12 protein-coding genes are annotated in these 14,796 nt (G+C 71.2%); 6 read left to right on the forward strand and 6 right to left on the reverse strand.

Annotation, left to right across the window (positions count from 1 at the left end):
- Positions 1-183 precede the first annotated feature (183 nt).
- The 4 genes from I2501_RS25180 to I2501_RS25195 all read right to left on the reverse strand — a co-directional run bounded on the left by I2501_RS25180 (position 184) and on the right by I2501_RS25195 (position 3,764).
- Positions 184-1,041: a TetR family transcriptional regulator gene (locus tag I2501_RS25180; protein ID WP_196196471.1), complete on the reverse strand. Its 858-nt coding sequence runs from the start codon at positions 1,039-1,041 to the stop codon at positions 184-186.
- A gap of 20 nt (positions 1,042-1,061) precedes the next feature.
- On the reverse strand, positions 1,062-2,858 hold the full coding sequence (locus I2501_RS25185) for a 3-hydroxyacyl-CoA dehydrogenase family protein (protein ID WP_196196472.1): 1,797 nt from the start codon (positions 2,856-2,858) through the stop codon (positions 1,062-1,064).
- Positions 2,859-3,147: 289 nt separating this feature from the next.
- On the reverse strand, positions 3,148-3,522 hold the full coding sequence (locus tag I2501_RS25190; protein WP_196196473.1) for a type II toxin-antitoxin system VapC family toxin: 375 nt from the start codon (positions 3,520-3,522) through the stop codon (positions 3,148-3,150).
- Positions 3,519-3,764, reverse strand: a complete 246-nt coding sequence (locus tag I2501_RS25195; RefSeq protein WP_196196474.1) for a type II toxin-antitoxin system Phd/YefM family antitoxin — start codon at positions 3,762-3,764, stop codon at positions 3,519-3,521. Before I2501_RS25195 ends, I2501_RS25190 begins: the two co-directional genes overlap by 4 nt.
- A gap of 316 nt (positions 3,765-4,080) precedes the next feature.
- On the opposite strand from I2501_RS25195, the gene I2501_RS25200 reads away from it, so the two are divergent.
- Together I2501_RS25200 and I2501_RS25205 are read left to right on the forward strand one after the other, a co-directional pair.
- Complete coding sequence (locus tag I2501_RS25200) at positions 4,081-5,229, forward strand: DUF4190 domain-containing protein (protein ID WP_196196475.1); 1,149 nt, start codon at positions 4,081-4,083, stop codon at positions 5,227-5,229.
- Positions 5,230-5,360: 131 nt separating this feature from the next.
- On the forward strand, positions 5,361-6,755 hold the full coding sequence (locus tag I2501_RS25205; RefSeq protein WP_196196476.1) for a serine hydrolase domain-containing protein: 1,395 nt from the start codon (positions 5,361-5,363) through the stop codon (positions 6,753-6,755).
- Here the strand turns inward: I2501_RS25205 and I2501_RS25210 are convergent.
- Entirely contained in the window at positions 6,747-7,307 is a 561-nt protein-coding gene (locus I2501_RS25210) for an NUDIX domain-containing protein (RefSeq protein ID WP_196196477.1), read from the reverse strand. The genes I2501_RS25205 and I2501_RS25210 overlap by 9 nt on opposite strands.
- A complete protein-coding gene (locus I2501_RS25215) occupies positions 7,304-8,344 on the reverse strand; it encodes an acetamidase/formamidase family protein (RefSeq protein WP_196196478.1) in 1,041 nt (346 codons plus the stop codon). Before I2501_RS25215 ends, I2501_RS25210 begins: the two co-directional genes overlap by 4 nt.
- A gap of 154 nt (positions 8,345-8,498) precedes the next feature.
- On the opposite strand from I2501_RS25215, the gene I2501_RS25220 reads away from it, so the two are divergent.
- From I2501_RS25220 to I2501_RS25235, 4 genes are all read left to right on the forward strand, one after another.
- Entirely contained in the window at positions 8,499-8,936 is a 438-nt protein-coding gene (locus I2501_RS25220) for an SRPBCC family protein (protein WP_196196479.1), read from the forward strand.
- 165 nt (positions 8,937-9,101) lie between these two features.
- Entirely contained in the window at positions 9,102-11,519 is a 2,418-nt protein-coding gene (locus I2501_RS25225) for an MFS transporter (protein ID WP_196196480.1), read from the forward strand.
- Between the two features lie 433 nt (positions 11,520-11,952).
- Entirely contained in the window at positions 11,953-13,143 is a 1,191-nt protein-coding gene (locus tag I2501_RS25230) for a glycosyltransferase (protein WP_408022784.1), read from the forward strand.
- A 153-nt stretch (positions 13,144-13,296) separates the two neighbouring features.
- Positions 13,297-14,796 carry a sugar transferase gene (locus I2501_RS25235; protein ID WP_196196482.1) on the forward strand — a complete coding sequence of 500 codons (1,500 nt, stop codon included), beginning with the start codon at positions 13,297-13,299 and terminating at the stop codon, positions 14,794-14,796.

Consider the following 14,796-nt stretch of genomic DNA (forward strand, 5'->3'; position numbering starts at 1 on the left):
ACCCTGTGCCACTCGTAAAGACACTGCGTGCCAACATTTGCATCGAGTGTCACGTGAGTGTCGTCACGTTGCAACAGGAACACGGCGCACGCAAAGAGCCCCGCGCCGAGTGCGGCGCGGGGCTCTTCACATGCCTTGGCTTCGAAGCCGTTTACTGGCTCTGGCCTGCGATTTCTTCTGGACTCACTGGTCGGTCGACTGGGTGAGCGCGGTGCGGATGCTCGCCACCACCTCGTCCAGCGGAGCGTCCGTGCGGGTGACCGTGATGACGATCTCGCCGGACCCGGTGCTGGGGGTGCTGACGGAGCCAGTGGCACTGGGTGCCATCGAAGGTGTCGTCCGCTTGGTGCTGAGATCGCCCCAGAAGGTCCGCCGGATCGCCTCGAAGGCGTGGTCCAACTGAGGTTCCACCTCGCCCCGCCCGCCGGCCCGCAGCCAGCGCCGCAGCACGTGGTTGTGGGCGGCGACCACGGCCGCCGCCGAGACCTCGGCCAGCATCGCGTCGTCGCCCTGGTCCGTGTCGAACCGGCCCAGCAGATACCGGGTGAAGAGCCGCTCGTAGCGGGCGACCACGGCGATCTCCCGCTCGCGCAGCGTCGGCACCTGGCGGATCAGCCGGTAGCGGGCCACCGAGACCGAGGGGGTCGCCGCGTACATCCGCAGCACCTCCTTGATGCCCCGGCAGACCACGTCCAGCGGATGCTCCGTCGGGTCCGCGCTGGCGAGCAGGTCGGCCACCTGGACCAGGGTGTCGTCGTGGTCCGGGAAGATCGCCTCCTCCTTGGACCGGAAGTACCGGAAGAAGGTGCGCCGGGCCACGCCCGCCGCGGCGGCGATCTGGTCGACCGTCGTCTCCTCGTAGCCCTGGCTCGCGAACAGCTCCATGGCCGCGGCGGCCAGCTCCTGGCGCATCAGCTGACGCTGGGCGGTCGCCGCCCGGCGTACCGGGCTGCCGCTGTTGGCCTGGACGGACCCGCCGCTGCGGTTCGGGTCCGAAGCCTGCGGTCCCGCCTGCACCAGCTGCTGCTCTTCCGTGGTCATGACCGGAAGGCTACCTGCCCTCATCGACGTGCGTGGTCGCGGAAGCCGCGGCCGGTCTTGCGGCCGAGGCAGCCCGCCGTCACCAGGTGCTCGAGCAGCGGCGCGGGCGCCAGGCCCGGCTCGCGGAACTCGGTGTGCAGCACCTTCTCGATCGTCAGCGAGACGTCCAGGCCGACCACGTCCAGCAGTTCGAACGGGCCCATCGGGTAGCCGCAGCCCAGCTTCATCGCGGTGTCGACGTCGTCGACGGAGGCGTAGTGCTCCTCGATCATCCGCACCGCGTCGTTCAGGTACGGGAAGAGCAGCGCGTTGACGATGAACCCGGCCCGGTCGCCGCACTCCACCGGGTGCTTGCGCACCTTGGCGCAGAGGTCGAGCACGGTCGCGGTGACGTCCTCGCCGGTCAGCACCGTGGAGACGACCTCGACCAGCTTCATGGCCGGGGCGGGGTTGAAGAAGTGCATGCCGATCACGTCCTGCGGACGGCTGGTGGCCGTCGCGCACTGGATCACCGGCAGCGAGGAGGTGGTGGTCGCCAGCACCGCGCCCGGCTTGCAGATCTTGTCGAGCGTGGCGAAGAGCTCGCGCTTGACGGTCAGGTCCTCGGCGACGGCCTCCATGGCCAGGTCGACGCTGTGCAGGTCCTCGTAGCTGCCCGTCGCGGTGACCCGGGCCAGCGCGGCGTCGCGGTCCTCCTCGGCGAGGCGGCCCTTGCTGACCATGCGGTCCAGCGACTTCTGGATCGCGGCCTTGGCCTTGTCCGCCTTCTCCTGGCTGCGGGCGACGAGGGTGACCTCGTAGCCGGACTTGGCGAAGACCTCGGCGATGCCCGTCGCCATGGTGCCCGAACCGCAGACGCCGACGCTGCGCACCTCGCGTCCGGCGACGCGCACCGTGGCGCCGGCGTTCTCCTCGGCGACGATCTGCGAGCTGCCGGGGGCGGCGTAGGTGTAGAAACCGCGACCGGACTTGCGGCCCAGCAGCCCGGCGGCGGACAGCTGGCCCAGGATCGGCGCGGGCGCGTGCAGGCGGTCGTGCGACTGCGCGTACATGGCCTCGAGGACGGTGCGCGCGGTGTCGATGCCGATCAGGTCCAGCAGCGCCAGCGGGCCCATCGGCAGGCCGCAGCCGAAGCGCATCGCCGCGTCGATGTCCTCGCGGCTGGCGTAGCGCGACTCGAACATCGCGGCGGCCTGGTTGAGGTAGGCGAAGAGCAGACCGTTGACGATGAACCCGGCCCGGTCCCCGGCGGCCACCGGCGACTTGCCCAGCGAACGTGCGAACTCGGCGGCGTCATCGGCGACCTGAGCGCTCGTCAGGACCGTGCGGACCACCTCGACCAGCTGCATCACCGGCGCGGGGTTGAAGAAGTGCAGGCCGAGCACGCGCTCGGGGCGGGCGGTGGCGGCGGCGATCCGGGTGACCGAGAGCGCGGTCGTACCGGTGGCGAGCACGGTCTCCGGCGGGCAGATCTTGTCCAGCTGCGCGAACAGGTCCCGCTTCAGCTCCAGCTGCTCGGGCACCTCCTCGATCACCAGCTGCGCCTCGGCGGCCGCGGTCAGGTCGTCCGTGACCCGGATCCGGGCCAGCAGCGCGGTCCGCTCCTCCTCGGTGAGGTGCTCGCGGCGCACGTGATGGGCGGTGGCCTCCTCGATCCGCACCCGCGCGGCGTGCGCCTCGGCGGGGGAGGCCTCGATCCCGATCACCTGCCGCCCGCTACGGGCGACGATCTCGGCGATCCCGGCACCCATGGTGCCGAGGCCGACGACGGCGACGGCGGGGAAGACGGGGGTGTGGAGAGGGGTGTTCTCAGTCATGGCGTGACTCCTGGGAAGCAGGGAGTACGCCGCAGTCGTTCCGCTCCGACGCGGCGGCTGAAGAAAGGTGAAGGCAGTGAAGGTGGTGAAGACGAGGAGGAACACCCACGGCGCGACTGAAGGACCGTGGTGAACACCATCGTGAGGCGTCAAAGCCGAGGGCGCAGGCTCAGCGTGATGTGACACCCGAAAGCTCCGTCGCGGCGGCTCCCAACGCCGACGGAGGTGGTGCGGCAACGATACCCCGGTTACCCCGGGGTAGGAAGGGCCTGCTCCAGGATCGGGACCTTCAGACGCGCAGGGTCGGGACGTCGTACAGCGGGATCAACGTGTCGCGGGTGATGATCGTCATCCCCTCGGACTGCGCCTGCGCGATCAGCAGCCGATCGAACGGGTCGCGGTGGTGCGTCGGCAGTCGCCCTGCCCGGACGGCGTGCACGGCAGTGATCGGCAGTGCCGTGAACTGGCTGTCCCGGACCCGTTCGGCGAGGTCCTCGGGGCCGTGCAGTTTGCCGAGCCCTTGCTTGATGGCGATCTCCCACGGCGTCACGGCGCTCAGGTGGATGTCCGGCTCGGTGTCGAGGAGTTCCTTCACTCCCGCGGACAGCTCGGCCGAGTCCTGGAGCCACCAGAGCAGGACGTGGGTGTCGAGCAGCAGGCTCATCCGATCATGCCCAGGGCGTCGGCGATGTCCTCGGGCAGGTCGTCGAAGTCTTCGGCGATCCGGATCTGGTCCCGCAGCGATCCACGCCCGGTCCGCCGCAACTTGGGCCGCAACGGCACGATTTTCGCGACCGGCTCGCCCGCCTTGCTGATGACGACCTCCTCGCCGGCTGCCACCTGAGCCAGTATCCGCGAGAAGTGCGTCTTGGCCTCGTGCACGTTGTACTGGTGGGCTGCTTCCATGGCCGCCGCTTCCCTCCGAGCCAGTGGACTAAGGCTGGACTAAGGGTAGCGGCGATGCCGATCGGCGACCAGCCTGGCGCAGTCCTCCTGCCGTGGCCGGGGAGGGGCTTGGCGGGAATCGTCCGGGTTCGGACCGAGGGCGTGAAAGCCCGCGCTGAACAGGGGTGATGGGCTCGACGGGGATCCGGTACTGTCCGGGCCGATTGGGGGTTCCATGTCCGAGATACCGCCGCCGGTACCGCCTGTTCCACCCGTACCGCCCGTCCCGCCTGCGTCGCCCGAGCCGCCTCGGTTCGACAAGCCCGAGGCGCCCGAGGTGCCGACACCTGCGCCTGCGCCGATCACGCCCGAGGACGTCCCGCCACCGCAGCAGCAAGCGCCGCAGCCGGTCCAGGGCCCGCTGGTGTACCCGTGGGGGTACCAGGTGCCGGGCATGGAGCCGGAGCCGATGTCGGGCTGGAGCGGGATGGCGATCGCCGCCTTCGTGCTCGGGGTGCTCGGCGTCTTTCCGCTCGGCATGATCTTCGGGGTCGTCGCCCTCGCGGGCATCGGCCGCGCCCGGAAGCGGGGCAAGGGGTTGGCCATCGCCGGGGTGATCCTGTCCAGCGTGTGGACCGTGGCAGTCGGCGGCCTGGTTCTGTTGATGGTCGTCTTCGCGTCGAGCGTGTCGGTTTCCGGTGGCTCGTCGTCCGGCTCGGCGGTCGCCCCGCCGGGTGCCGGCATTCCCATCGACCAGCTCCCGATGGGCACCTGTTTCGACGTGCCCGAGGGCACCGGCGGATCGACGGACGTCGTGAACGTCGTGTCGTGCAGTGGGCAGCACGACCGGCAGCTCTTCGCGCGCGACTCCGTGTCCGGTCCGTATCCGGGGCCGGACGCGGACCAGTTCCAAAGCACGCTCGACTGCGACCGGCTCGCATACGCCGATCTGGTCGACCCGGTGGGTCTGGAGGCTCAGAACGCCCTCATCTGGTCCTACTACCCCGACGAGTCCCAGTGGGGGGACGGGGGAACGCCCGAGATCTCGTGCGCCATCGCCGGGTTCGGCGGCAGCAGTCCGCTCACCGGTGACCTGGAGCCGGACAAGTCCCACTTCACCGCGCAGCAGCTCGCCTTCCTGGACCTGGTCCGTCCCACCGCCGTGCTCCGTGCCGAAGTGAACGACATCGACCCCCTCGACTGGGCCCAGGGGCGTGCCGTCGCTGCCCAACTGGCGGCCGCGGACCGGGCCGAGACGCAGTTGGTCACCGGTCCGAGCGCGACTCGCACCGTCTTCACCGGACGGTTCCAGCAGCAGGCGGCCCTCGAACTGGCCCAGGACGACCGGGTGGAGGTGTCCGACGCCCAGGTCCTGGCGCGCTCGGCCTCGCCGCAGGACTGGACGGCGGCGCTCAAGCTGCTGCAGGACGACGGCGTCCCGAGCGACGTGCTGACCATCCGCGTCAACATCGGGCTGGGCGAGTAGGCGCGGTTCGGCACGCACTCGCGCTCCTCGGCATTCCCGCCATTTCACTTGCACTGTGTTCAAGTCGCTCGTAGGCTCCACTTGAACACAGTGCAAGTCGTGTGTTGCCAGCAGCGATCGAGGAGTCAGTCATGTCCGACCAGAACCTGCACGAGTTCGTCGCCGCCGCTGCCGAGCGCTTCGGGATCCCGGGCGCCGGAGTGGGCGTCTTCGTGGACGGCCGCACGGTCCACGCCGGCCACGGCGTCACCAGCGTCGAGAACCCGCAGCCTGTCGACGAGCACACCGTCTTCGCCCTCGGCTCCGTCTCCAAGACCTTCACCGCGACCGCCGTGATGAAGCTCGTGGAGCAGGGCCGGATCGAGCTGGACTCGCCCGTCCGGCGCTACGTCCCCGAGCTGGTCCTCGCCGACGAGGACCTCGCCGCGGCGATCACCGTGCGCCAACTGCTCAACCACACCGCAGGCTTGGGCGTCCGGTTGGTCATCGAGACGGGGGACGGGGACGACGCCCTCACCCGCTACGTGGCCCGGATGGACGAGCTGGAGGTGATCGGCGAGCCCGGCGCCCGCGCCTCCTACAGCCAGGCCGGTTACAACCTGCTCGGCCGGGTCGTCGAGACCGTCACCGGAAGCACCTTCGAGCAGGCCGTCGGCGAACTGCTGCTGGAACCGCTGGGATTGGACGAGTCCTGCTACTTCGAGGGCCAGCTGATGACCCGCCGGATCGCCCGCGGCCACAACGCCGACGAGGACGGCACGCCCGTCGTCGCCCGCCAGTGGAAGGACACCCGCGCCAACAACCCGGGCGGCGGCATCGCCGCCACCGTCGCCGACCAGCTCCGCTGGGCCCGGTTCCACCTCGGTGACGGCCGCGCGGAGGACGGCACCCGGGTCATGGACGCCGAGACGCTGCGGCAGATGCAGACCGCGACCGCCCCGCTGCGCGGCACCTCGCTCGGCGACGCGTTCGGGCTGTGCTGGTTCCTGCGCGACGTGGACGGAGTCCGGGTCGTCGGCCACGGGGGTTCTGGCAACGGGCAGTTCGCCGACCTGCAGCTGGTGCCGGAGCGGAACTTCGCGGTGTCGGTCATGTCCAACGGCGGACCGGGCGGGGTCGCCTTCAACCAGGAGGTGGTCCGTTTCGCCCTCGAACACTTCCTGGGCGTCAAGGACCGCGACCCCGAGCCGGTCCCGTACGCCCACGCCCAGGTGGCACTGGCGGCCGGGGAGTACGAGATCGACTTCATGACGCTCACGATCCGCGCGGAGGAGGACGCGGACGCGCCGACGCTGGAGGTCGTGATCAAGCCGGAGATCCGGGCGGCCTCGGAGAAGGAGCTTCCGGCCGACTACCCGCCCTTCCCGTTCGGTCTGCTGCCCGGCTCGGGCGACGACTACATCGTCACCGGAGGTGCGATGAAGGGCCATCGCGGCTTCTTCAGCCGGGACGACGCCGGTCGGATCACCGGCGTCGACCTGGCCGGACGCCTCTTCGGCCGCGTCACCGCGGACGAGTCACGCTGAGCGGTCCGCCTGCCAGGCCTGGAGGCGGTGCCATGCCTCCAGGCCGTCCGGGACGACGTCCCAGCCGGGGAGCTCGGCAGCCAGCTGATCCGGTGTCAGGAACGCGTGCCAGGCCACCTCCTCCACCTGCGGGGCGACCTCGACCGGGGTACGCGCGCGGTAGACGGCGGAGAACCAGCTGTGGTCCGCGCTCTCGTAGAGGAAGGTGAACAGGTGCTCCGGCTCGATCCCGGTGACCCCGAGCTCCTCCTCGGCCTCACGCTTGGCCGCCGCGTCGTAGGACTCGCCCGCGTCCACCACGCCGCCCACGAAGACGTCGTACAGGGACGGGAAGACGATCTTCTGCGGCGTGCGCCGGTGGACGAAGATCCGGCCGTCGTCGTCCGTGGCGAGGATGAAGACGCAGCGGTGGCGCAGCCTGCGGTCCATCACCTCGCGGCGGGTGGCCTGACCGACGACGTTGTCGTCGGCGTCGACCACGTCGAGGACCTCGTCCTCGTTCAGAGGCCGGATGTCCTGCGGAGTCTGGTTCTCGGTCACGCCAGGGATCATGCCAGCAGCGCGCCGCCGATCTCGCGTGCGACCTCGCGAAGGTGCGCGTGCAGAGCCCGGTAGGGCGACTCCGCCGCGCCGGGCAGCCACGCCTTCCGCACCTTCGCCACCGCCGTGTAGTTGGTGTCGCAGACGTTCGCCAGCGGCGACTCCACCGCCTGGCTGAGGAACTGGTACGCGTCCATCGAGGAGAAGCCGTAGTCCCGTACCAGCCACTGCACCAGGTCGAGTTGGGCGATCCGGAAGGCGTCCTCCAGCGGGCGGGCCGAGCCGGTGGAGATCAGGTGGGTGTCGGACTCGATCCGCGGCCAGGGAGTCGCCACACCCTTCAGCAGTTCCACGATCACGACCGTGTTCATCGCGCACTCGACCGCCACGCCGCAGGTCTCGCCCTCGCCCTGACGGGCATGCCCGTCGCCGAGGCTCAGCAGCGCGCCGTCGACGTTGACGCCGAGGTAGCAGGTGACGCCCGCGCGCATCTCGGGGGTGTCGAGGTTGCCGCCGTGGGCGTCGGGCACGAGCGCCGAGCGGACCTCCAGGTTGGCCGGGGCCACGCCGACGGTGCCGTGCATGGGGTCCATCGGCAGGTCGAGGACCAGGTCGCTGTCGTGCGCGGTGAACCGGCAGAGGCGCGCGGCGCGGTCCAACTCCCAGATCCAGACCCGTTCCGGCAGCGGGTCCTGGAGCGTGGCGGTGGTGTGGGTGGAGGTCAGCGCGCCGAACAGCGGGACCGTCGTGGACGCCGCCCAGTCGCGGGACGGCTCGACGGAGACGAAGTGCACCGCGACCGTGTCGCCGGGCTCGGCGCCCTCGACCCAGAACGGCCCGGTCTGCGGGTTGAGGAAGGGGAACTCGCACACCTCGGACACCAGCGTTCGCTCGGAGGTCACCCGTCCGGCGAAGCAGTCCTCGGTCGTCAGGTCCAGCACCGTCCCGGGCGCGATCCGCGCGACCGGCGCCGCGCCGCCGAAGGTCCAGGCGTACTCGTCGGGTTTGGGACGCACCGTCAGGACCCGGCGCTCACTGCTTCCGCTCATCGCACCATCCGTCATGCCAGACACGATGGCAGTGCCGCGCGGCGGTCGACCAGAGGGCGGACCCGATCGGACGATGTGGTTGGCTTGGCGCGCGGCACTCGTGCCTGCATTCCCCGCAGTCCCAAGCACCAGAACACCCCCTCAGGAGCACGTCATGGGTCAGGTCTACGCCGTCACCGAGCGCGTGGTGGACGCGTCGCCGGAGCAGGTCTTCGACGCCGTCGCCGACTACGAGAAGGTCCGGCCCACGCTGCTGCCGCAGCAGTACAGCGAGTACCAGGTCCGCGAGGGCGGCCAGGGCGCCGGCACGGTCGTGCACTGGAAGCTCCAGGCGACCGAGAAGCGCGTGCGCGACTGCCTCTTCACCGTCACCGAGCCGTCCCCCGGCCGCCTGGTCGAGACCGACGGCAACTCCTCCATGGTCATCACCTGGACGGTCACCCCGGCGGGCGAGGGCAAGTCGAAGGTCGTCGTCGAGACCACCTGGCAGGGCGCGGGCGGCATCGGCGGCTTCTTCGAGCGCACCTTCGCCCCCAAGGGCCTGAACCGGATCCACGACGAGGTGCTGAACCGCCTCGCCGCGGCCGTCTGACCGGTTGCCATCGGTCCGCTCGCTCCTGCGGGTGAATCTGACGCCGGATCGGTGAGCGGACATGTCGACTTGACGTCACATTCGCGCAGGTGACACCGGATCGGCACGGTTGATGTGATGATCGTGCCGGTTCGGGCAATGGGTGCAGGCTGCAAGGATTCGGGCATGTCCGTGATCGAAGCGGCACCCGAACGAGTCGGAACCGCACCGGAATTCGCGCCTGCCGACAAGGTGCCGGGCGCACCGCCGACGCCCGTCCCGGCCGTCCCTGCCGTACGTGTCCGGCTGGTCTTCGTCGGGCTGATGCTCGCCCTGCTGCTGGCCGCGCTCGACCAGACCATCGTCGCCACCGCGCTGCCGCGGATCGTCGGCGACCTGCACGGGCTCAGCAAGATGTCCTGGGTGGTCACCGCCTACCTGCTGGCGTCCACCGTCGGCCTGCCGGTCTACGGCAGGCTCGGCGACCTCGTCGGCCGCAAGCCGGTCTTCCAGTTCGCCATCGTGGTCTTCCTGGTCGGCTCCGCGCTCTCCGGCTCCGCGCACAGCATGACCGACCTGATCGTCTCCCGCGCGGTCCAGGGCATCGGCGGCGGCGGGCTGATGATCGGCGTCCAGGCGATCATCGCCGACGTGGTCGGTCCGCGGGAGCGGGGCCGCTACATGGGCCTGATCGGCGCGGTCTTCGGGCTCTCCTCGGTCGCCGGGCCGCTGCTCGGCGGCTGGTTCACCGACGGGCCCGGCTGGCGCTGGTGCTTCTGGGTCAACCTCCCACTGGGCCTGGTGGCGCTGCTCGTGGTCACCCTGGTGCTGCCGCGTGCCCTCGGGCACGGTGCGCCGCGCGGCCGATACCGCGAACTCGACTGGCTCGGCGCGCTGTTGCTCGCCGCCGTCGGCACCTGCCTGGTGCTGGCCACCAGTTGGGGCGGCAGCACCTACGCCTGGAGCTCGCCGACGATCCTGGGGCTGATCGGCGGCTCCGTGCTGGGCCTGGCGCTGTTCGCGCCCGTCGAGCTGTGGGTGGAGCGGCGTGGCGGCGCGCCCGTCATCCCGTTGCGGCTGTTCCGGGACAACGTCTTCACCGTCTCCGGCCTGATCAGCGTGGTCGTCGGCGTCGCGCTCTTCGGCGCGGCCAGCTACCTGCCCAGTTTCCTGCAGATGGTGGACGACGCCAGCGCCACCGACTCGGGGCTGAAGATGCTGCCGATGATGGGCGGCATCGTGGTGGCCTCGATCGCCTCGGGGCAGCTGATCAGCCGGTACGGGCGCTACAAGGTCTATCCGCTGGTCGGCGGTGCGCTCTCCACGGTCGGCATGGTGCTGCTCGGCCGGCTCACCGCGCACAGCTCCTTCGCGGTGCAGAGCCTGGCCATGGCCGTGCTGGGCCTGGGCGTCGGCCTGGTGCTGGCGGTGCTGGTCCTCGCGGTGCAGAACTCGGTCGAGCCGAGGGACGTGGGCGCGGCCACCTCCGCCAACAACTACCTGCGGCAGATCGGCGGTTCGATCGGCGCTGCGGTCTTCGGCACGATCTTCGCGTCCCGCTTCGACCACCAGTTGGCGCAGCGCGGACTGCCGCGCAACGACTCGATCACCCCGGCCTTCGTCCACGCCCTGCCCGCGCCGCTGCGCAGCGGCTACGTGGACGCCTTCGCGGCGGCGATGCCGCGCGTCTTCCTCTACCTGGCGCCGGTGCTGGCGCTGGGCTTCGTCCTTGCCTTCCTGCTGAAGGAGAAACCGTTGGTCACCCACGCCGCACCGGAGGACTTCGGCTCGGAGAGCCTCACGTCCGAGGCGCTTCCGCAGCAGGGCGCCGCGACGCCGCTGACCGGCACCCCCGTCACCGGCGCGGTGGTGCAGCCCGACCGGGTCGGCGTCGCGCGCGCCGTGCTGACCCTGGTGGACATGGACGGTCGGCAGGTCACCCGCACCAGCAGCGGCGGCGACGGCCGCTGGGTGCTGGCCGCTCCGCGCAACGGCAACTACGTGCTGATCGCCGCGGCCCCCGGCCACCAGCCGCAGGCCGTGACGGTGAGCGTCGGCGGCCGCCCCGTCGAGGTCGACGTCGTCCTCGGCGGCACGGGCCGCCTGAGCGGCGCGATCCGCAGCGCGGAGGGCGCGCCCGTCGCGGAGGCGTCGGTCACGCTGACCGACCCGCACGGTGAGGTCGTGGCCAGCGCGCACGCGGACGCCGACGGCGCGTACGCGTTCCGCGACCTGGTCTCGGGCGTCTACACCCTGACCGTCAGCGCCCGGGCGTACCGGCCGGCCGCCCTCGCGGTCGACGTCGCGCCGAGCGGTGAGACCCGCCAGGACGTCACCCTCGCGGGCAGCGGGACGCTGCGCGGCACCGTCCGTACGACGCTGGGTCGGCCGGTGGCCGACGCCCGGGTCACCCTGATGGACGCCTCCGGCGCGGTGGTCGCTGCCGCGACGACGGGCGAGGACGGGCTGTTCCGCTTCACCGACCTGGAACCGGGCGAGTACACGGTCATCGCGGCGGGGTACCCGCCGGTGGCGACGGCGCTCCGCCTCGAGGATGGGCACACGGAACGAGACCTGCACCTGTCGCACCGCTTGGACGACTAGCTCTTGCACAGGGGTCAGTTGCACTATCAGGGGCGCGAGGCTCTGCTGATGTGCGGCTCCGCCGCGTGGGCGCGACAAGCCACGCCGTACGCTCCCGCAGGCAGTTGCACTATCAGGGGCGCGGGGAACTGCGCGACAAGCCACCCACGCAGCTGGCAGGCCGAACGCGCAGGGCCATCCGCTCATCGGTGGTTTCTCGCGCAGTTCCCCGCGCCCTTGAGGTCAGTGCAACGTCCCCACTGCTCATCCTGACCCCGATGGCCTAACCATCCGTGAAGATCCTGTGACGGTCCCCGGCGGTCCAACGCCTCCGTGGTCACTGAAGTGACGCCTGCTCACCCAACCAGGTACAAGAATCCACCGTCCGGGTGAGCGTCGGAGAAAACCCTCTGCCCACCGGCATATGTTGCGCGACGTGCCCAGTTGTGAACCCTTGAGGATCCTTCACGTATCGCAACCCGTCGACGGCGGCGTCGCCCAGGTCGTGGCCGACCTGGTGCGGGGTCAGGTCGCGGACGGGCACGACGTCGTGGTCGCGTGCCCGTGCCCGGAGGGTGGGCGGCTGGGGCGGGAGGCCGTCGCCGCGGGCGCGACGCTCGTGCCGTGGAGCGCGGAGCGCGGTCCGGGGGCGGGGCTGCCGCACGAGATCGCCGCGCTGCGCCGGGTCGTCGCCGAGGCGCGGCCGGACCTGGTCCATCTGCACAGCTCCAAGGCCGGGCTCGCCGGCCGACTGGCGATCCGTGGGCGGATCGCCACCGTGTTCCAGCCGCACGCCTGGTCGTTCGAGGCGGTGTCGGGGCCGACGGCGCGGATGACGGAGCGTTGGGAGCGCTGGGCGACCCGCTGGAGCGACCGGCTGGTCTGCGTCAGCGCCGAGGAGCGGGCCCGGGGCCAGGCCGTGGGGCTGGGCGGACGGTGGGCGCTGGTGCCCAACGGCATCGACCTCGACCGGTACGACCCCAAGAGGCTGCCCTCCCGGCAGCGGGCCCGGCGCGCCCTGGGGCTCTCGCAGCACGGGCCGCTGGCGGTCTGCGTCGGGCGGCTCTGCCGACAGAAGGGGCAGGACCTGCTGCTCCGGGCGTGGGGCGAGGTGCTGGCCGAGCTGCCGCACGCGCGGCTCGCGCTGGTGGGGGACGGGCCGGACCGGGGCGCGCTGGAGGACCGCGCGGCGACGCTGCCGGTGCCGGAGAGCGTCGTCTTCGCCGGGCGGGTGGACGATCCGCGTCCCTGGTACATGGCGGGTGACGTGATGGTGCTGCCGTCGCGGTGGGAGGGGATGGCGCTGGCTCCGCTGGAGGCGATGGCCTGCGGCCGTCCGGTGGTGCTCTCGGACGTGGCGGGTGCGCGCGAATGTCTGGGCGAACAGCAATTCCCTGTTCCCGTCGGTGACACCCGGACGCTCGCCACCTCGCTCACCCGGCTGCTCTCCGACCAGTCGCTCTGCGCGGAGCTCGGGCGTCGGTCCCGGACGCGTACGACGGAGCGTCATGACCTGCGTGCCACAAGGATGTTGATGGCACAGACGTACGACGCCGTGCTCCAGTCCCGTCGCGTTCCGGCACCCGCCGGGCCGGTCGGAGCGGCGGCGGCCACCGCCGGTCGGCGGATCGGAAAGTCTGACTAATCGTCAACGGTGTGAAGACTGCCCGCCACTGTGAGTATTCCAGCCGAAATTCTGTAATGTCCTATTTGCCTGCTTCATTCCTTTCTCCGTGAGACGGCATGGGTGCCGTTCGCGGCGGCAGGTGCTACCTCCGTCAGGGGAGTACGTGCGCGGATGACCACCATCGACAACGAGGAACTGCCCACGGGCATGGGGGCCGTCAGCCTGGCCACCGCCCGTCGGCAGGGACCGGGCGTCTCCTCCGCGACCAGCCCCCCGGCCGTCCGGGGTGGCACCGGGATCCCTGCCGCGCTGCTCGCCGTCGACGTCGTGGCCGCCCTGGGGGCGCTGGCGGTCGTGCTGCCGGGCGACGCCGCGGTCACGCTGCGGGCCGCCTGCGGGCTGCTGCCCGCGCTGGTGCTGATGTACTCCTCCGGCGGGCAGTACCGGCTCCGGCTGGCCCCCTCGGTGCTGGACGAGCTGCCGGGACTGGCCGGGCGGGCGACCATCGCCCTCTCCTTCGCGCTGACCCTCGAACGCTGCCTGCAGAACTTCCTGCTGCCGTTCGCCCTGCCGACCTCCATTCCGGCCGACGCCCGGGTGCTGGGCGCGCTGCTCCTCTGCCACCTGGCGCTCGACTCGGTCGGCCGCGCCCTGGTCTACCGCGTGGTGCGCACGCACCGCCGCCGCGCGCCCCGGCCGACGCTGATCGCCGGGGCCGGGCACGTCGGCCAGCGGATCGCGGCGGCGTTGCTGGAGCACCCCGAGTACGGGCTGCGTCCGGTCGGCTTCATCGACCCGGATCCGATCTTCCTGCCCGCCGACTCCGCCACGCCGGTCCTCGGCGGCCCGGACGCGCTGGTGCACGAGCTGCCCCGGCGCGGCATCCGCGACGTGATCCTCACCAGCGGCGGCATGGACGACGAGCGGTCCGCGCAGATGCTGCGGACCAGCACCGACTTCGGCTGCGACGTCTGGTTCGTGCCGGGCTTCCCCGACTACGGCGCGTTCGAGCACGGCGGGCGGCGCACGGCCGTCGGGGACCACCTCTGGGGGTTCCCCTGTCTGCGGCTCGGCAGCAGCCCGATGCACCGGCCCAGTTGGGCGCTGAAGCGGGCCGCCGACCTCTGCTTCGCGGGGGTCGGTCTCTTGCTGGTCTCCCCGGTGCTGCTGGCCTGCGCGATCGCGGTGCGGGCCGAGGGCGGGCCGGGGGTGATCTTCCGTCAGGAACGCGTCGGGCTGGACGGGCGGACCTTCACCCTGCTCAAGTTCCGCACCATGCGGCCGGCGGACGAGCACGAGTCCTCGACCCGCTGGAACATCGCCCACGACGACCGGCTCGGCCCCGTCGGGCGGTTCCTGCGCCGCACCTCGCTCGACGAACTGCCACAGCTGTGGAACGTGGTGCGCGGCGAGATGAGCCTGGTCGGCCCGCGTCCCGAGCGGCCCTACTTCGTCATGCGGTTCGCCCAGGCCTACCCCCGCTACCGCGAGCGGCACCGCGTCCCCGTCGGGCTGACCGGGTTCGCCCAGGTCAACGGGTTGCGTGGGGACACCTCCATCGAGGACCGGACCCGGTTCGACAACTACTACATCGACAGCTGGAGCCTGTGGCAGGACGTCAAGATCCTGCTCCGCACGGTGCTCGCGGTGCTGCGGACGGACGGGAGCTGA

Source organism: Streptacidiphilus fuscans (assembly GCF_015690355.1).
Classification (GTDB): Bacteria; Actinomycetota; Actinomycetes; order Streptomycetales; family Streptomycetaceae; genus Streptacidiphilus; species Streptacidiphilus fuscans.